This is a genomic window from Novosphingobium aerophilum (assembly GCF_014230305.1).
GTDB lineage: Bacteria > Pseudomonadota > Alphaproteobacteria > Sphingomonadales > Sphingomonadaceae > Novosphingobium > Novosphingobium aerophilum.
The window spans coordinates 1-18,897 of record NZ_JACLAU010000037.1 but is presented as its reverse complement, the minus strand read 5'-3'; the positions used below and the strand labels follow the sequence as shown (position 1 = coordinate 18,897).

The window sequence follows — 18,897 nt, the reverse complement described above, 5'->3', positions numbered from 1 at the left end:
CCGGGATGACTGTCACCTGCTTCGGCGAGCTCCTGCTCCGCCTCGCCCCGCCCGGCCACCAGTTGCTGGTCCAGGCCAACAGCCTGGACCTGGTCGTCGCCGGGGCCGAGGCCAATGTCGCCGCGGCGCTGGCCTCGCTGGGGCACCCGGTCCGCTTCGCCAGCGTGATCCCGGCCAGTCCGCCGGGAGACCGGGCCGTGGCCGCGCTGCGCGCTGCGGGGATCGACACGGGCCATGTGATCCGCGCGCCGGGGCGGATGGGGCTCTATTTCCTGGAGGTCGGGGCCGGGGCGCGGGCCTCGCAGATCACTTACGATCGCGCCGGCAGCGCCTTTGCGCTGGCGGCACCCGGCGCCATCGACTTCGCCGCGGCCCTGGCCGGATCGCGACTGCTCCACACCGGGGGAATCACCCCGGCGCTCGGCCCGGGCGGTGTCGCGCTGGCCCGCGCGGCCCACGCCGCCGCGCGCGCGGCCGAGGTGCCGATCTGCTTCGACGGCAATTACCGCGGCCAGCTATGGTCCGCCTGGGACAGCGATCCCGCCGCGATCCTGCGCGAGCTGGTCGAGGATGCGACCATCCTGATCGGCAATCACCGTGACATCTCGCTGCTGCTCGGCCGGACCTTCTCGGGCGATGGCCCGGATCGCCGCCGCGAGGCGGCCGAGGCGGCCTTTGCCGCCTTCCCCCGGCTCGGGCTGATCGCCTCGACCGCGCGGCACATCGTCACGAGCGACCACCACCGCATCGCCGCCCGGGTCGACGCGCGCGACGCCGCGCACCAGACCGACGAGCTGGACGTCACCGGGATCGTCGACCGGATCGGCACCGGCGACGCCTTCGCCGCCGGGGTCCTGCACCAATGGCTGGAAGGGGGGGACTGCCGCGCCATGGCCGAAAGCGGGCTTGCCCTCACCGCGCTCAAGCACAGCCTGCCGGGCGACATGGCGCTGGTGTCACGCGCGATGCTGGAGAGCTTCAGCCCCGGCGGAGGCGATGTCCGCCGTTGAGCGGCTGAGCCGGCGCGCGGTCCTGGCGGGCGGCGCGGCCCTCGCCGCCGCGCCGCGCCTGTCCGCCCGGGCGTCCGCTTCGGACCGGCCGGTCCGCCGTTTCCTGGGCATCCGCTATGCCGAGGCCACGCGGTTCGCTCCCCCCCGCGCCGTGTTCGACCGCGCCCCGCTGGGTCACTACGGCCCGGCCTGTCCCCAGTCCGATCGCCGCTACCAGCCGCAGGACGAAGATTGCCAGTTCCTCAATGTCTGGGCGCCGCGCGAGGCCCGCCGCGCCAGCCTGCCGGTGATGGCCTATATCCACGGCGGGGCCTATTCGAACGGGTCGGTCAGCGATCCGCTCAACGACGGGGCCCGGCTGGCGGAGCGCGGCGACGTGGTGGTGGTGACGATCAACCACCGGCTGAACGCGCTGGGCTATCTCTACCTGCCCGACCGCTTCCCCGACAGCGGCAATGCCGGGCAACTGGATCTGGTCTGCGCCCTGCACTGGATCCGCCGCAACATCGCCGACTATGGCGGCGACCCGGACAACGTCACCCTGTTCGGCCAGTCGGGCGGGGGAGCCAAGATCGCCACGCTGATGGCCATGCCCGCCGCGCAGGGCCTGTTCCACAAGGCGATCACGATGAGCGGCCAGCAGGTCACGGCCAGCGGCCCGCTGCATGCCCGCCAGCGCGCCCGGGCGTTCCTCGACCGGCTCGGCACGGACCCTGCGACCGCGCCGAGCGCAGCGCTGGTCGCGGCGCTGGCGGCAACCGACCCGATTCTGGGCGGCGGGGTCTACATGGGTCCCGTGCTCGACATGCGCAGCCTGACGCGCCACCCGTTCTGGCCCGACCCGGCGCCGCAGGGCAACGCCATGCCCATGCTGCTGGGCAACACCGTGGCCGAGACCCGCGCCTTCTTCCCGCCCGATCACCCCAAGCTGCAGGGGCTCGACTGGACCAACCTGGCCGAACGCGCCGGGCCCGAGCTGAAAGTGGACATCGATCCGGCCTGGACCCTCGCCCGGTTCCGTGACCGCTATCCCGCCGAGAGCCCGGAACAGGTCTTCCACCGCATGGTCACCGCCGCCCGGTCATGGCGTGGCCAGGTCGAGGAGGCCGATGCCCGCGCCCGCGCCGGGGTACGCCGCACCTGGGTCTACCAGCTCGATTTCGACCAGGCTAAGCACACCGACGATATCGGCCTGGCCTTCGGGACCACGGCCGGCGAAAGCCCGGCCCGGGCCGCGATGAGCGACCGGCTGATGCGGGCCTTCGTCCGCTTTGCCCGCACCGGCGATCCGGGCTGGGCGCCGTACACCCTGCCCCGCCGCGAAACGATGGTGTTCGACACCGTCAGCCGGGTGGAGAACGACCCGCGCCGCTGGGAGCGCGAACTGTTCGCCCGGGTGCCCTACATCCAACCCGGGAGCTGAGGGGGGGACCGCGCGATCGGCTCAGCCGGGTTGCGCGGGAAGGCCAGTCCCTACCCCGCGCCCTGCCGCGAGGCCACGTCACGGGGTGAAAGCTTTTCCTGCGCCCCGGCTTTCTGCCCGGGATAGAGCCCGTTCTTCGGGGTCATGGTGTCAAGGTCCCAGGCGGACGGATCGAAGGCAGCCCGGGTTTCCTTCATGACCGGATAACCGGGGCCGACCTCGTGCTCGTCATCGATGATGTCGCCGCGCCCCTCGGCGACGAAGAACAGGACGCGGATGTCGTCGGGCGCGCGGTCCCACGGGCGGGCCCCGGCGGTCTGCAGCAGGCTGGTCTCGACCGCGCCCGAGGGCAGGATGTCATAGCCGGCCAGACTGGCCAGCGGGGCCTTGGCCGGGAGCAAGCGGGCCCGGGTCTCACCATAGCGGCCGAACTGCGGGAGCGGATGGCCGAAACGGTCGACCGCGCGGTTGTCGCGGCCATAATAGGCCAGGTCCCCGTCGCCGCCGAGCGTGAGGAAGGGCAGGCCCGGATCGGTATCGTTGCCCCCCCGCATCACGTTGCCGACGGCGGTGATCTCGCCGGTGACATAGGGATGCCTGGTCCACTCCAGATTCATCAGGTTGTAGTGCACCGCGCGGTGGCCCGGGTTGTAGATCAGGTTGTTGACCATCAGCACCTGGGCCCCGCCCTTGACCAGCGGCGAACGCTCCACGTTGTGGGCAAAGACATTGCGATAGAACACGATGTTCGTCGCATTGTCGTGGATCAGGCTGCCCTTGGAATGCTCGCCCTTGGGGTGGCTGGAAAAGGCCAGGCCCTCGGCCGCGAGGTTGTTGCGGAAGACGATGTCGTGGCTGGTGTTCTGACGCCATTCCTGGACCGAGGCGCCATTGAAGCGCGGACCCGAGGCCGACATGTTCTCGTCCAGCGCCCAGAGGAAGCTGCAGTTCTCGACCACGACATGATGCGCCGCGACGGTGGAGAAGGCATCGGCCTCCCAGCCGGAAAAGTGCGGCTGGCCATCGGCGCCGGTCATGACGCGCAGGTGGCTGATGATCACGTCATGGCCCTTGAGATCGATCCCGCCGCGGATGATCGTGATCCCGGGGGAAGGCGCGGTCTGTCCGGCGATCGTCAGGTAGGGTTCGCTGATGGTCAGGGTTTCGCGACCCAGGTCGATCGCTCCGCCCACTTCGAACACCACCGTGCGCGGCCCCTTGGCCTCGACCGCCTCCTTGAACGAGCCCGGCCCGTCCTTGGCCAGGGTGGTGACCCGGATGATTCGCCCCCCCGCGCCGCCGCGGGTGGGGTCGGCCGGTGCGGCCATCGCGTCCCGCGCTGCGGCAACCGGCTGCAAGGCCATCAGCATGGCGATCATTCCAAGCGGCAATTGGCGCATCGTCCTGTCTCCCATGTGGGCCTTCTTGACAGAGCCGGCCAGACAGGGCAATGAAAAATGACACCGGTTACCTAAGGCTGCCCTGCGGTCAGCCCAAACGGGATCCGGAGCATGTTGGCGCCGCCAAGGCGCAGCAGGGAGTCAAGGGTGCCTGGGGAACGGACCCACGTGGTTCGTCCTCCTTTGACACCGGTATCAATGCCAATCGCCAAGACGGCGTCGAGGGGAATGGGAATGCGCAAGGACATGTCAGGCCGCACGCTGTCGCGGCTTTCGCTGCTCAAGATCGCTCTGGTCGCGGGGAGTGCGCTGGCCGCACCGAGCGCGGTGCAGGCCCAGGCGGCGCCGGCCCCGGCGCAAGACCAGACTGCGGCACCGGCCGATGCCCCGGCCGCGGACGACATTGTCGTCACCGGCTTCCGCCAGTCGCTGGAAAAGGCCCTGAACGTCAAGCGCATCTCGGTCGCCGCGGTCGACGCCATCGTGGCCGAGGACATTGCCAAGTTCCCCGATCAGAACCTGGCCGAATCGCTGCAGCGCATCCCCGGCATCTCGATCGTCCGCGATGCCGGTGAAGGCCGCGCGATCACCGTGCGCGGCCTGGGCTCGCAGTTCACTCGCGTCCGCCTGAACGGGCTGGAGACGATCGCGACCTCGACCGACGGCGCCAGCGCCAACCGCGACCGCGCCTTCGACTTCAACATCTTCGCCTCCGAGCTGTTCAGCAGCCTGGTGGTCCACAAGACCGCCGAAGCGAGCCTGGACGAAGGCTCGCTGGGCGCCGTGGTCGATCTCAACACCGGCAACCCGCTGGCCGGCAAGGCCGGGCTGCATGGGGCGCTCTCGGCGGTTGCCTCCTACAACGATCTCGCCAAGAAGACCGGGCCGCGTCTGGCCGGGCTGGTCTCGTGGCGCAACGACGCCGGCACTTTCGGCGCCTCGCTCTCGGCCGCCTACTCGAAGATCTACACGCTGCAGATGGGCAACAACTCGGTGCGCTGGGCCCAGGCCCGGTTCGACTCGGTCGACGGCACGCCCTGCTTCGCCAACACCACCGGCTCCATCGCCGCCGGCACCCTGGCCTACACCACGGCCCGCCCCAACAGCGGCGGCACCTATCGGCCCAGCGCGGCCTGCGACCGTGCCACCCTGTCGTTCCACCCCCGCATCCCGCGCTACGGCGAGATCAACCACATGCGCGAGCGCCTTGGGGTCACCGGCTCAGTCCAGTTCGAACCGACCGAGAAGACCAAGTTTTCGCTCGATGCGCTGTATTCGCGGTTCAAGGAAAACCGCGGCGAGAAGTGGGGCGAAGTGCTGCTGCGGTCCAACGAGCGGTCGGTGGACGTGGTCAACCCGGTCTATGACGCCAACAACAACATGATCAAGGCGACCCTCAACGACGCCTGGGTGCGCACCGAGAACTACCTGCGCAAGAGCTCGACCGAGTTCTACCAGGTCGGTCTGACCTGGGACCAGGACGTCACCGACAAGCTGCGTTTCACCATGGTCGGCGGCGTATCCAAGTCGAACGCCGATATCCCGGTCGAAACGACGATCATGTTCGATGACCGCGATGCGCAGGGCTACAGCTACGACTACACCGACATGCGGCGCCCGAAGCTGACCTTCGGCACCAGCGTGACCGACCCGGCGAACTTCCAGCTCGCCGAGATCCGCGACCGCCCCTCGAACACCACCAACCGCTTCAAGACCGTGCAACTGCGCACCGAATGGGACGTGACCGATCAATTCCAGATCCGGTTGGGCGGCGTCTGGCGGCGCTTCAACTTCGACGTGGCCGCCTACACCCGTGACGCATCGGTCTGCGGCAATGGCGGCACCAGCGTGGTGACCAGCACCTCGGGCACGATTGCCTGCTCGCTCACCTCGGTGTTCGGGCCGACCGCGATCTACGGCTTCCAGGTGACCCCGGCCCTGTCCGAGCTGTTCACGCTGCGGCCCTCGGGCCAGCCGGCGGGCAACACCGACCAGTGGCTGGTCGCCAACCTGCCTGCCGCCGCCGCCTTCACCCAGCTCTACAGCCGTCCGCTGGTCGCCGATGCCGGCAACATCCGCGGGGTGACCGAGGAAACCCGCGGCGGCTACCTCCAGGCCGATGCCAAGGGCAACCTGTTCGGGCTGGATTACGCGCTCAACTTCGGTGTCCGCTATGTGAAGACGCTGCAAAGCTCCTATGGCCTGGTCGGTGCGGTCAACAACACCGTCAAGCGGAGCTACGACAACTGGCTGCCGGCGCTCAACGTGGCGCTCTACCCCACCCAGTCCGTGGTCATTCGCGGTGCCGTGGCCGATGTGATCACCCGGCCTTCGCTGGGCGCGCTGACCCCCGGCGGCTCGGCCGACGGGTTCAACCAGCGCGTCAGCACCGGCAATCCCAACCTGAACCCGTTCCGAGCGACCAATTACGACCTGTCGTTCGAATGGTACTTCGCCCGCGGCGCGATCGCCTCGGTCGCCCTGTTCAAGAAGGACGTGAAGACCTTCACCCAGTCGGGGTCGATCACCGGGCTGACCTACGCCCAGACCGGCGCGCCGGTCACGGCGCTCAACCCCTCGTCGCCGGCGGCCCAGTCGATCGGCACGGTCAACGATCAGCTCATCCAGCCGATCTGGACGCTCCAGACCACGATCAACGGCTCGGGCGCGACGCTGAAGGGTGTCGAACTGGCGCTGCAGTTGCCGTTCAACGTCTTCACCGAAAACAGCTTCCTGCGCAATTTCGGGATCATCGCCAACGCCACCTTCATCGACTCCTCCGCCACCTTCAACCTGCAGGGTCCGATCACCTCGGCCTTTGTTCCGGCCACTGGAGCACTGGGCCCGCTGAGCAACGTGACCGTGGTCAACACCCTGTCGAACGTGTCGAAGACCGCCTGGAACGGCACGATCTACTACGATGACGGCAAGTTCTCGGCCCGCGCCATGGTCAGCTATCGCGGCCGCTTCCACGAAGGCGCCTCGGGCACCGGCAACCTGCTGGAAGGCTATGGCGCCACCACCAACCTCGACGCGTCGATCCGCTACAAGCTGACCGACAACGTCGAGATCTCGCTGGAAGGCAACAACCTGCTCGACACCTACCGCTATCGCTTCACCGACTGGGATGCCGATCGCAATTACGAGAACAACCACTTCGGCCGGATCATCATGGCCGGTGCGCGGTTCCGCTACTGAGGCGGGATTGCGTCACCGGCCACCCGGGGGATGAGGACAGGCTTGCGGCATGACACTGGATCGACGTTCGGTACTTGCCAAAGGCCTGACCACGACCATGTTGGGCGCCATGGCCAGCGGGGCGACATCCGGACGGGCGGGGGCACAGACGCCACCGCCCGTTTCGACCAAGGGACTCCCACCCGGCCTGCCCCAGCCTAGCGAGACGCTTGACCTTTGGCCCGGCGGCGCCCCCGGCCTGCCCAGCCCGGCCCCGGTCGAACAGGTGGACGAGCGCTCCACCGATCCCCTGGTCAACGACCGCGCGGTCTACGGGATCACCCGTCCGCGGCTGGTGGTGTTCCGCCCGGACCGGCCCAACGGCGCCGCCGTGCTGATCGCGCCGGGCGGCGGCTATCGCTGGGTCGTGGTCGACAAGGAGGGCTACGAGATGGGCCGCTGGCTGGCGGCCCGCGGCTTCACCGCCTTCGTCCTGTTCTACCGGCTGCCTGGCGAGGGCTGGGCGGGCGGGCCGGACACGCCGCTCGCCGATGCGCAGCGGGCGATGCGGCTGATCCGGCACCGCGCGCGCGACTTCGCGATCGATCCGGAACGGGTCGCGGCGATGGGCTTTTCGGCGGGCGGGCACGTCTGCGCCGATCTGGCCGCGCGTTGGGCCGCGCCGGTCTATGCACCGGTCGACGCGGCGGACCGGCTTTCGGCCAAGCCGCATTGCGCGGCGCCGCTCTATCCGGTGGTGTCGATGGACCCGGCCATTGCGCACCCGGGATCGCGCGCCAAGCTGCTCGGCCCCTCCCCCACCGCGCAGGCCGAAGCCGCCCACTCGCCCGACCGGCAGATCACTGCGGCGGCCCCGCCGCACTTCCTGCTCCATGCCGAGGATGACGATGTCGTCCCGGTCGACAACACGCTGCGGCTCCATGCGGCCCTGCGCGCGGCCCGGGTTCCGGTTGAACTCCACCTGTTCACGCACGGGGGCCACGGGTTCGGCCTGCGCAAGACGGTGGGCAAGCCGGTCGAGGCCTGGCCCGACCTGTGGCGCGCCTGGGTTCGCACGATGGGACTGGGGTGATGGACCGCCGCAGCCTGCTCGGCGGCGCGGTGATCGGCTCGGCGGGCCTGTCGGCAGGCATCGGAGCCTGGGCACGCGGGATCGAGGGCCAGCACGCGCCCGATCTCGGCAACGGCACCTTCCTCAACCCCGTGCTGAGCGGCGATCGTCCCGACCCGGCGATCCTGAAGGACGGCGCCGACTATTACCTGACCTTCTCCAGCTTCGACGCCTATCCGGGCCTGACCATCTGGCACAGCCGCGACCTGGTGAACTGGCAGCCCCGCCGCCCGGCCCTGACCCGCAACATCGGTTCGGTCTGGGCGGTCAGCCTGGAAAAGCACGGTGGTCGGTACTTCCTCTACATCCCGGTCAAGGCCCGGCCCAACGACGTGTTCGTCACCTGGGCCGACCACATCGACGGGCCGTGGAGCGATCCCGTGCCGCTGGGCCTGCCGCGCCACATCGATCCCTGCCATGCCGTGGCCGAGGACGGATCACGCTGGCTGTTCCTCTCGGGCGGCGACCGCGTGCGGCTGAGCGACGACGGGCTGCGCCTGGCCGGGCCGGTCGAGCATGTCTATGATCCCTGGCGCTACCCCGATGACTGGGACGTCGAAGGCTTTTCGCCCGAAGGCCCGAAGATCCACCGCCGGGGCAACTGGTTCTACATGCTCACGGCCGTGGGCGGCACGGCCGGCCCACCAACCGGGCACATGGTGATCGCCGCGCGATCGCGCTCGCTCCATGGTCCGTGGGAACAGCACCCCGGCAACCCGCTGGTCCGCACCCGCTCGGCCGATGAGGCCTGGTGGTCGCGCGGCCACGCCTCGCTGGTCGAGGGGCCCGATGGATCGTGGTGGGCGCTTTACCACGGCTATCGCAAGGACTTCTGGACGCTGGGGCGGCAGTGCCTGCTCGACCCGGTGCGGTGGACCGCCGATGGCTGGTTCGCGATGACCGGCGGCGACCTGTCGCGCCCCCTGCCCCAGCCGCGCGGGGGCGTGGCGCTGCCGCACGGCCTGGCTCTGTCGGACGATTTTGCCGGGCCGCTGCAGCTGGGAACCAAGTGGACCTTCTTCCGCCCAGCCCCGGACGAGGCCGAACGCCTGCACGTCGCCGACAACACCCTGCACCTTGCGGCGCGGGGGGAGGCTCCATCGAACGGATCACCCCTGCTGCTCAACGCCGGGGACACCAGCTACCGCTTCGAATGCACGATCGCGGTCGAGCCGGGCTGCACGGCGGGGCTGGTCCTGTTCTACGATGACCGGCTCTACGCCGGACTGGGCTTCGATGCGGAGCGGTTCGTCACGCACCAGTACGGGATCGAGCGGGCGCGGCCGGCCAATCCCCATGGCGCGCGGCTGCGCATGCGGATCACCAACCGCCGCCACATCGTGGCGATCCACACCAGCGGCGATCACGGGCAGACCTGGCAGCGGTTCGATCGCGGGATGGAGGTGTCGGGCTATCACCACAATGTCCGCGGCGGGTTCCTCTCGCTGCGTCCCGGGCTCTATGCCGCGGGTCGCGGCGGCGCGCGGTTCAGCGACTTCCGCTATGCGGCCCTGGCGGATGGCGCGGCGGCGACAACAGCGGGATAGTCAATCGCCGGTTTTCCGACACGGGCCGCTGCTGTGGTTTCGGCCGACCGGGACTATCCTGCGCGGCGGGAGAGCCGACCATGCCGCAGCGCCGATCCATTCCATTCATCGCCCGTTTGCTGCCCCTGCTGCTGATGCTGCTACCCGCCGCCACGCAGGCCGCGCCGGAGCCCCGCCCGCTGTCGCCGGTCGAGCAGGTCGATCCCTTCATCGGCACCGATGGCACCGGCCACACCTTCCCCGGGCCGAGCCGCCCCTTCGGCATGATCCAGCCCGGCCCCGACAATGCCGACACCGGCTGGGAATACACCTCGGGCTACCAGTACCGCGCGCCGAAGATCATCGGGTTTTCGCAGAACCGGGCGAGCGGCACCGGCATTCCCGAACTGGGCGACCTGCTGCTGCAGCCCGGGCTTGAGCGCCGCGCCGACATGGCCAGCACCTATGCCAAGGCCAGCGAGGTGGCGCGACCCGGCTACTACGCGGTGACCCTGGCCGACAACGGCGTGCGGGTGGAACTGACGTCCACCCTGCGCAGCGCCTTCCACCGCTACACCTTCAGCCGGGGCGGCCGGGTCTGGCTGCTCGTCGATCTGCAGCACGGCCTGACCTTCCGCACCGACCGGCAGCCGGTGCTCGCCGTGGCCAACCGCTTCACCCGCTGGGGCTTCGCGGGCGAGGCGCAGCGCCGCAACTGGACCACGCGGCACCTGGCCTGGGCGGTCCGCTTCGACCATCCGATCGCGGCGGTAGAGCCCATCCCCGCCCGTCCCGGCGATGCCGCGCCACGCTTCTGGCTGGGCTTCGATCTCGGCGTCGGGCGAAGCCTGCGGGCGCGGGTCGGCCTCGCCACGACCGACGCTGCGGGGGCCCGCGCCAACCGCGACGAGCGCGGCGGCTGGGATTTCGACACCGTCGTGGCCGAGAGCATGCGCGAGTGGCATGCCCTGCTCGGCCGCGCCCGGATCAGCGCCCCGCCCGCGCAGCAGCGGATTTTCGCCACGGCCCTGTACCACGCCTTCCTTCACCCCTCGGTGATCAGCGACGTCGACGGGCGGTGGCGCGGGCCGGACCAGCGCATCCGCCGCGTCCGCCGAGGCCTGCGCTATTCCACCCTGTCGCTGTGGGACACGTTCCGCGCCGCCCAGCCGCTGATCACCCTGCTGGCTCCGGAGCGGGTGAACGATATCGTCGCCACCCTGATCGACCATGCCGAGGCCGCCGGGCGTCTGCCCAAGTGGCCGATCTGGGGCGGGGAGACCGGGACGATGATCGGCGAGCCCGCCCTGCCGGTGATCGCCGAGGCCTGGGCCAAGGGCTTCCGCGGGATCGACGGCGGGCGGGCCCTGGCCGCCATGGTCCGCACCTCGACCCGCGACGCCCAGCCGCTTTACCCCGGCGACACCTCGCTCTCGCTGTGGTCGCTCTACGACCGCTACGGCTACTATCCGTTCGACCTGGCCGGCGGCGAGGCGGTGTCGCGCACACTCGAGGCCGGGATCGGCGATGCCGCGACCGCGCGGATGGCGCGGATGCTCGGCGAGGAGCGGCTCGCCCGCCGCTTCGCCGCCCGCGCCGGATCGTGGCGCCGCCTGCTCGACCCCGAGACCCGTCTCGCCCGCGGCCGCGACAGTCAGGGCCGCTGGCGCACCCCGTTCGATCCGCTCACCCCCACCTCGCCGCTCAACAACCCCGGCGACTACACCGAGGCCAATGCCTGGCAATACAGCTGGACCCCGGCCCTGCACGATCCGCGCGGGCTGGCCGCCGCGCTGGGCGGTCCGGCCGGGTTGCGCACCCTGCTCGACCGCTTCTTCTTCGGGCTCAAGCCCACCGAGGGGGCGGCCTACCTGGGGCAGGAGGCGATGATCGGCCAGTACGCCCACGGCAACGAGCCGAGCCACCATGTTGCCTGGCTCTATGCCTTCACCGATCGGCCCGAAACCGGCCATGCCCTGGTCTCGCGGATCGCGCGGGACTTCTACCGCGACCGCCCCGACGGGATCATCGGCAACGAGGACGCCGGGCAGATGAGCGCCTGGTACGTCTTCGCCACGCTGGGCTTCTATCCGGTCGACCCGGCGAGCGGGACCTATGTCGCCGGCCTGCCGCTGGTGACCGAAGCGACCCTCCGGGTGCCGGGGCGGCAGGTGCTGACAATCCGGCGCGAAGGTGAAGGAGACCGCCTGGCGAGGGTGACGCTGGACAGGCGGGCCCTGCCGCTGACCCGGATGCCGCACCGCGCACTGGTGGCGGGTGGCGTGCTGCGCTTCGCCGCCCTGCCCGTCACCACGCCTTAAGCTTTGGCTGCTAGCGAGGCTCGCGACCGATGCGCTGCGGCGCGTCGCCGGCAGGGAGTACAGGCAAGTGAAGGGCCAGGGTTGGATTGGGCTGGCAATCGTCGCGGCCGGGCTGGGCATAGTCGGGGTCGGCCTGCTGACCGGTGAACCGGCGCGCCGGCCGTCCGAGGCTGCCGCCCCGGCGCCGTCGATCGCCGCCGCACCGGAGGTCGCGGCAAGCCCGGCCCCCGCTCCGACCGAGGCCGCCAGCCCCGCGCAGAACCCGGACTTCGTGATCAAGCGCATCCTCCCGATCGAGGGCCCGCTGCGCTATGGCGACTGGCACTGGGACGAGGCCGGGGCCCCCGCGGACGGGCCGCTGGTGATCACCGTCGATCTGGAAGCCCGCGTGCTGTCGGTGTTCCGCGGCGGCTACGAGATTGCGGCGACCGCGGTGCTGCTCGGCACCACCGAAAAGCCGACCCCGACCGGCCGCTTCCCGATCACCGAGAAGGACGCCGATCACCAGTCGAACATCTACGACGGCGCGCCGATGCCCTACATGATGCGCCTGACCAACGACGGCATCACGATCCACGGCACCAAGGTGCAGAACGGCTATGCCAGCCACGGCTGCGTCGGCGTGCCCACGCCCTTCGCCAAGAAGCTGTTCGGCCTCGTCGCGGTGGGAACGCCGGTCTACATCACCCGCGGCAAGATGGTCGGCCTGGGGGATTCGCTGACGGGGTGAGGGGGCCGCATGCATCGCCAAAGGGCCCGCGCGCGCTAGGCCTGGTCACGCGCCGCCCGCCGCACCGGCGCCTTCGCAAAGCTCCAGCCCTCGGGTAGCGGCCGGGCCACCAGGTTGCCGATCGAGGCGGGTTGCCCCGCGACCAGTGCGTCGAACACCCCGGCCACGGCCGAGCCGCGCGGTTCGTTGCCGTCGAGCTTGGCGATCAGCCGCGCCAGCACCCGCAGGGCCACGGCCCGCGGCGCTTGCGGACGGTAGACATAGCTGCCCAGCGCCGCGGGGCTGACCCCGTCCTGCCATTCGCGCCCCGCCGCCCAGTCGAGCGCGGCGTCGGCATCGGCCAGATGGGCGGCGCTGCGGGCCACGGCGGGGATATCGAGCCAGTCGGCCGTGGCCAGCGCCGCGCGCAGGCGGGCCCGGTCGAAGCGGGGATCGGTGTTGCTGGGATCCTGCGCGGGGATAAGCCCGGCCTGGTCCACCAGGGCCGCCAGATCGCCACGCCGCCAGCCGAGCAGGGGACGGAGCAGCGGCAGCCGGGTGCCCGGTACGGTCCCGCTCGGGCGCACTCCGGCCAAGCCGGCCACGCCGCTGGCCCGGTTGAGGCGGAGCAGCAGCGTTTCGGCCTGATCGTCGGCATGATGCGCGGTGAGCAGCGCGGCCAGCCCGCGCGCTGCCATCCAGCCGGCCAGCGCGGCATAGCGCGCCTGGCGCGCGGCGTTCTGGACATTGCCCGGCGCGAGCGTGACGGTCAGGGTCTGGTGCGGCACGCCCAGCGTGGCACAGACCCGGGCGACGGCGGCCGCCTCGTCCGCAGCCTCTGGCCGCAGACCGTGATCGACCGTCGCCGCCTCGATCGCCCCGGGGTGGGCCGCCTGGGCCAGCAGCAGCAGGGCCAGGCTGTCCGGACCGCCCGACACGGCGAGCGCGAGCGGGCCGGCGGGCGGGCGCAGCGCCGCCAGGTCCGCCGCGAACCGCGCGACCGTGGCGGGATCGCTCAACGCGGGATCACTCGCAGGTGACGGCCTTGCGGGTGGCGTCATACAGCGTCTTCAGCCGTCCGCTGGTGTCGCCGGGGTAGGTGTCGGCGAATTCGCCCAGGGCGATGCAGGCGCGGTTGATGTCACCCAGTTGGCGCATCGATTCCGCCAGGTAGAGCAGGCTTTCCGCGGCGCGGGCGCCCTTCTTGTCGGCCTGGTAGTTCTTCAGGAACCACGGCGCGGCATCGCGCGGCTTGCCATCGTCCAGGAAGGCGCGGCCCAGCAGGTTGCGGCCGTAGGAGATCTTGGCGTCGCGCGGGTACTTGTCGACATAGAGCCGCAACTGCTGCTGGGCTTCGGGGTAGAACTTGGCCTCCCACAGGCGGAAGCCATAGCTGTATTCGTCGTCGCCCGCGTTGCCGGTGTCCGGCTTGACGATCTTGGCCACGGCCGCGACCCGCTGCGGACTGGGCTTCTCGGCGACGGCGGGTTTGGCGGGGGTCGGCTTCGCGGGGGCAGGCTTGGTCCCGGCAGGCTTGACCGCGGCGGGACTGGGCGCGGCCGGAAGCACGGCGGTCGGTGCGGGCGCCGGAGCCGTGGCGGAGGGCCTGGTCGGGGCGGGCGCCGCCAGCGCCGGGGCCGGAGTGGAGGCCGGCGCGGACACGGCGGGTCGCGGCAGGGGCAGGCTGATGCCCGGGGCTGCCGCTTCGGGCGTCCCGGCCGGGGCGTCGGTGCCGGGGGCCGGCGCGGGCGGGGTCAGCGCGGCGAGGCGGGCCTCGATCTGGGCGACGCGATTGGCGGTCTCCTCGCTTTGCGCGGTCAGCCGGGCGATCTGCATCTCCACCGAGTCCATCCGCGTCAGCAGGTCGGTCACCGGGGTGGTCGTGGGGATCGCCGGAGTGCCCGGGGCCGCGGCCGCGCCGGGTGTCACCTGCGGAGTGAAGAACTTGCCGTCGCTGCCGGGGAAGACCTGCCGCTGCAGCGCCCGCACCTCGGCCTCGAGCTTGCGCAGCCGCGCCTCCGGATCGGCCGGGGCGGACTGGGCGAGGACCGCCGGCGCGGCGGAGACCAGCAGCGCGACGAACGACAGGCCGCGCAGCGGGCGGGATCGGGCGAGCTTGGGCATCATGGGTTCGACAGACTCCGATCGTCAGAACGGTGATCAACCGCGCGGGCCGTCACGCGGTCGCCATAGACCGCCTGAACCGGCGGTGTCGAGCCGCGCTCAGGGCGCAGCCGTGGATGCTGGCGAAGGGGCACGGGGGGTCTCGGCCGGGATCGCCGTTCCCGCCGCTGGAGCGCCGACCGTGGGTTGCACGGTGGGGGCCGACCGGCGCCGCACAATCGGCCGGAAGGTCCGGGCCGGACCGGCTGCGGGCGCCGCGGTCGCGATCTCGGTGGCGGCTTCGCTGGGGATCGCGCCATCGGTTGCGACCGGCTCGGGCAGGGCGACCAGCGCCGGCGCAGCCTCGGTCGTCACCTCTTCCGCCGGGAGCAGCGAAGGCAGGCCGATCGCGGGGTTGTAGTAGGTTCGCCAGAAGAACAGGCCCGCCAGGATCACCCCGATCGCACCCAGCGCCGCCAGCCAGGCCAGCCGCGCGGTGGGCACGCGCGCCGGATCGCCCGGCTCGAAGGCGGGAGCCGCAACCGGCTCGGCCCGGCTCGACAGGCCGAGCTCGCCGCGCACCGCCTCCACGCACTCGGCCTCGTCCAGACCCAGGGCACGGGCATAAGTCCGGGTGAAGCCGGTGGCATAGGTGCGGCCCGGCAGTGCGGCGAAATCGCCGTTCTCGATCAGGACCAGCATGCGCATCGGGATGCGGGTGGTTTCGGACACCTGGGCCAGGCTCAGGCCGGCCGCCTCGCGCGCACGGCGTAGCCGTGCTCCGACCGGGTCGGGCGCGTTCGCGGCGGCATCGCCGGTCGGCGTCATGTTAATCTCTGCCATCCCGTTCCCGTCGGATGTAAGTGTTCGGGCGCCCCGTTGCGCGGAACCAAGTCCCCCGCGCAAGGAAAGTCAAGCATCACCTTGGTAAACAACCTTAGCCAATACGGCGGAACGCGCAGCCGAGACGGCAAAGCGAGTCGCTGGAGCAGTGGTCTGTGTCGAACTCCGGAGCAGGGCGAGTGCCACGGGCTTGGACAGATCAGGCCGGCGGGTGATAGCGGGTCGCGGTGAGCGCCGCCGAAACCGCACAGCTCTTGGTATCGCGCCACCCCGCCGCCCGCATCCGCTCGCGCACGGCGCCATCACCGAACGACGCCCCCTTGCCCTTGGCATAGATCGTCCAGAGGGGCCGTCCCGCCTGCTCCGCCAGCCCGAGCGCCCGATCCAGATCGGCCGCCCCGGCGATCCGCGCGATCACCATGGCCGCCTCGTCCCGCTGTGCCGTCGTCATGCCGCTCAGGGCCTCGACCAGGGCCGGATCGTCGCAGTCCCCCGTGACCAGGGCGCGGCGCCCCGGCCCGAGGCCAAGCTTTTCGCGCAGGGACGGAGCCGGCCGCAGGAGGATCTGCCGCCAGGCCTCGGCCATGACTTCGCCCAGCTCGAGCCGAACCGTCTCGTTTCCGCAGACGAAGCTCAGGGCCCCGTTGTCCACCACCGGATCGCGGATATCGGCCCGGGCGAAGGTTCGGCGCAGGGCGCCGCGCAGGATCAGGTCCTGGCTCTCGAGCAGGGCCCTGACCTCCCCGCGGAGGTCCCCCACCGCAGCCAGGGTCACCGCCTCACGCCCCATGGCCGCTCCCACCGGGCATCGCGACCTGCGAGGGCCGGCGGAGGATCAGTCGCACTCGATGCCCCGCGACGTCGCCCATTCGAGCAGGGCGCCGCGCATGTCGGCGGGCGGGTGGGCCAGCCATTGCTCCATCGCCGCGCGCAGCTCGCCGACGTGAATGCGCGACACCAGCTCCTTGATCGGCCCGACCGCGACCGGGGTGATCGACAGCCGGCGGATGCCCAGCCCGATCAGCGCCAGCGCCTCGAGCCGCCGCCCGCCCATCTCGCCGCAGACGGTCACGTCGATCGGATGGCTGCCGACATCGCGCAGGATGCGCCGCAGGAAGCGCAGGATCGACGGGCTCAACCAGTCGTAGCGTTCGGCCAGCTTGGGATTGGCCCGATCCGCCGCGAACAGGAACTGGGTCAGGTCATTGGTGCCGATCGACAGGAACGACAGCCGCGGCACGATCAGGTCCAGCACTTCGGCCAGGGCGGGGACCTCCAGCATGGCGCCATAGCGGATCGCCTCGGGCAGCATGCGCTTCTGCTTGCGCAGGAACTCCAGCTGACGCTCGAACACGGCCCGCGCGGCGTCGAATTCCCACGGTTCCGAGACCATCGGGAACATCACGTTGAGCGTGCGCCCGGCCGAGGCTTCGAGCAGGGCGCGGGCCTGGGCCTTGAGCAGGCCTTCGCGCTCCAGCGCGACGCGCAGCGCGCGCCAGCCCATCGCCGGGTTCTCCTCGTCGTTGCCGTCATCGTGGCGGAGGTAGGGCAGCGCCTTGTCCCCGCCGATGTCGACCGTGCGGAACACCACCGGGCGGTTGCCCGCGGCCTCGAGCACGTCGCGATAGAGCCGGGTCTGCCGCTCGCGCGAGGGCAGCGTGGCCGAGACCAGGAACTGGAATTCGGTGCGATAGAGCCCGATCCCGTCGGCCCCGGTGAGGTTGAGCATCGGCACATCGTCGCGCAGGCCGGCGTTGATCATCACCGTGATCCGCTCACCGTCGAGCGTGCGCGGCTCGACCTCGCGCAGCGCGGCATAGGCCGCCTGGCGCTCGCGGTTCTTGGCGAAGCGGGCCTCGAAGGCCTCGACCAGCGCGGGGGTGGGCCGGACAGTCGCCGTGCCGCTGTCGGCATCCAGCAGCAACTGGTCGCCCTCGCGCAACAGCCCGCGCAGTCCGCGGACGCGGCCCAGCACCGGAATGCCCATCGCCCGCGCCACGATCACCACGTGCGCGGTGAGCGAGCCCTCTTCCAGGATCACGCCCTTCAGCCGGCGCTTGTCGTATTCGAGCAGTTCGGCCGGGCCGAGGTTGCGGGCGATCAGGATCGCATCCTGGCGCAGCCCCTTGCTCGCCGCCGTGCCGAGCTGGCCGGAGACGATCCGCAGCAGGCGGTTCGACAGGTCCTCCAGATCGTGCATCCGGTCGGCCAGCAGCGGATCATCGATCTGGCGCATCCGCATGCGGGTGCGCTGCTGGACGCGCTCGATCGCCGCCTCGGCGGTCAGGCCGGAATCGATGGCCTCGTTGATGCGCCGGCTCCAGCCCTCGTCGTAAGCGAACATCTTGTAGGTCTGGAGCACCTCTTCGTGCTCGCCGCCTACCCCGAACTCGGCCTGGGCGGCCATGCGCTCGATCTGGTCGCGCATCTTGTCGAAGGCGGTGTAGACGCGCTGGCGCTCGGCCTCGGTGTCCTCGGCCACGGTGTGTTCGATCGTGACGCGCGGCTGGTGAAACACCGCCTGCCCGCTCGCCAGCCCCTTGACGAGGACCAGCCCGGTGAGCCGCTCGATCCCGGTCTGCGTGGCATTCGGCCCGAAGGCATCGTCATCGTCGACCAGCTCGGCATTGGCGATCAGTTCGGACAGGACCATCGCGACGGTCTGCAGCGCCTCGATCTCCACCTCTTCGTACCGCCGCGGATCGACGTGCTGGACGCAGAGCACGCCGACACAGCGTTCGCGCCGGACGATGGGCACGCCGGCGAAGGAGTGGAACTTGTCCTCGCCGGTTTCGGGCCGGTACGAGAAGTCGGGGTGAGCGGTCGCCTCGGCCAGGTTGAGCGTTTCGACATGGCCGGCGATCGTCCCCACCAGGCCCTCGCCGATCGCCATGCGGGTGACGTGCACCGCCTCCTGCGCCAGCCCGCGCGTGGCGAACAGTTCGAGCATGCCCTCGCGCAGCAGGTAGATCGAGCAGACCTCGCTATCGAGGCTTTCGCCGATCACCTCGACCACCGTGTTGAGCTTCGCCTGGGCGTGGCTGCGCGAGGCCATCACCTCGTGCAGGCGGGTCAGGATCGTGCGGGCGGCGGTGACGGCAGTCGGCATGATCGCCAATTACCGCAAGCCCGCCTCTTTGGAAACCGCAACCCGGGGACCGTCCCCGGGGCACGGCAACCCCGGCGCAGGCGCACCCGGCCCCGCACCTGGCGCCGCGCCCGGCCCCGCGCGCGGCCGGGCGGCCGACCGCCG

General features: G+C 70.9%; 13 protein-coding genes. 7 read left to right on the top strand and 6 right to left on the bottom strand.

Annotation, left to right across the window (positions count from 1 at the left end; all coding sequences use genetic code 11):
- Window positions 1-5 precede the first annotated feature (5 nt).
- Both H7F49_RS15895 and H7F49_RS15890 read left to right on the top strand, forming a co-directional pair.
- Complete coding sequence (locus H7F49_RS15895; protein ID WP_185684559.1) at window positions 6-1,010, top strand: sugar kinase; 1,005 nt, start codon at window positions 6-8, stop codon at window positions 1,008-1,010.
- Complete coding sequence (locus H7F49_RS15890) at window positions 997-2,433, top strand: carboxylesterase/lipase family protein (RefSeq protein ID WP_185684558.1); 1,437 nt, start codon at window positions 997-999, stop codon at window positions 2,431-2,433. Before H7F49_RS15895 ends, H7F49_RS15890 begins: the two co-directional genes overlap by 14 nt.
- A gap of 50 nt (window positions 2,434-2,483) precedes the next feature.
- On the opposite strand, the gene H7F49_RS15885 is transcribed toward H7F49_RS15890, so the two are convergent.
- On the bottom strand, window positions 2,484-3,803 hold the full coding sequence (locus H7F49_RS15885) for a pectate lyase family protein (RefSeq protein ID WP_407940320.1): 1,320 nt from the start codon (window positions 3,801-3,803) through the stop codon (window positions 2,484-2,486).
- A gap of 258 nt (window positions 3,804-4,061) precedes the next feature.
- Between H7F49_RS15885 and H7F49_RS15880 the strand changes: the two genes are divergently transcribed.
- From H7F49_RS15880 to H7F49_RS15860, 5 genes are all read left to right on the top strand, one after another.
- Window positions 4,062-7,031, top strand: a complete 2,970-nt coding sequence (locus tag H7F49_RS15880) for a TonB-dependent receptor (protein ID WP_407940319.1) — start codon at window positions 4,062-4,064, stop codon at window positions 7,029-7,031.
- A gap of 49 nt (window positions 7,032-7,080) precedes the next feature.
- Window positions 7,081-8,103 carry an alpha/beta hydrolase gene (locus H7F49_RS15875; RefSeq protein ID WP_185684556.1) on the top strand — a complete coding sequence of 341 codons (1,023 nt, stop codon included), beginning with the start codon at window positions 7,081-7,083 and terminating at the stop codon, window positions 8,101-8,103.
- Window positions 8,103-9,689 (top strand): family 43 glycosylhydrolase, encoded by a 1,587-nt coding sequence (locus tag H7F49_RS15870; protein ID WP_185684555.1) that lies wholly within the window; start codon window positions 8,103-8,105, stop codon window positions 9,687-9,689. Before H7F49_RS15875 ends, H7F49_RS15870 begins: the two co-directional genes overlap by 1 nt.
- A gap of 80 nt (window positions 9,690-9,769) precedes the next feature.
- The gene (locus H7F49_RS15865; protein ID WP_185684554.1) at window positions 9,770-11,989 is read left to right on the top strand and encodes a GH92 family glycosyl hydrolase; all 2,220 of its coding nucleotides are present in this window, start codon (window positions 9,770-9,772) and stop codon (window positions 11,987-11,989) included.
- A gap of 67 nt (window positions 11,990-12,056) precedes the next feature.
- Window positions 12,057-12,719: a L,D-transpeptidase family protein gene (locus H7F49_RS15860; protein ID WP_328806808.1), complete on the top strand. Its 663-nt coding sequence runs from the start codon at window positions 12,057-12,059 to the stop codon at window positions 12,717-12,719.
- A 35-nt stretch (window positions 12,720-12,754) separates the two neighbouring features.
- Here H7F49_RS15860 and tilS read toward each other — a convergent pair whose 3' ends face one another.
- From tilS to ptsP, 5 genes are all read right to left on the bottom strand, one after another.
- Window positions 12,755-13,717, bottom strand: coding sequence for a tRNA lysidine(34) synthetase TilS (gene tilS, locus H7F49_RS15855; protein ID WP_235982245.1), 963 nt, complete (start codon window positions 13,715-13,717; stop codon window positions 12,755-12,757).
- Between the two features lie 7 nt (window positions 13,718-13,724).
- Window positions 13,725-14,825 carry a tetratricopeptide repeat protein gene (locus H7F49_RS15850; RefSeq protein WP_328806807.1) on the bottom strand — a complete coding sequence of 367 codons (1,101 nt, stop codon included), beginning with the start codon at window positions 14,823-14,825 and terminating at the stop codon, window positions 13,725-13,727.
- A 96-nt stretch (window positions 14,826-14,921) separates the two neighbouring features.
- On the bottom strand, window positions 14,922-15,644 hold the full coding sequence (locus tag H7F49_RS15845; protein ID WP_235982244.1) for a helix-turn-helix domain-containing protein: 723 nt from the start codon (window positions 15,642-15,644) through the stop codon (window positions 14,922-14,924).
- Between the two features lie 199 nt (window positions 15,645-15,843).
- Window positions 15,844-16,434: a hypothetical protein gene (locus H7F49_RS15840; protein WP_185684552.1), complete on the bottom strand. Its 591-nt coding sequence runs from the start codon at window positions 16,432-16,434 to the stop codon at window positions 15,844-15,846.
- A 45-nt stretch (window positions 16,435-16,479) separates the two neighbouring features.
- Window positions 16,480-18,753 carry a phosphoenolpyruvate--protein phosphotransferase gene (gene ptsP, locus H7F49_RS15835; RefSeq protein WP_185684551.1) on the bottom strand — a complete coding sequence of 758 codons (2,274 nt, stop codon included), beginning with the start codon at window positions 18,751-18,753 and terminating at the stop codon, window positions 16,480-16,482.
- Window positions 18,754-18,897 lie beyond the last annotated feature (144 nt).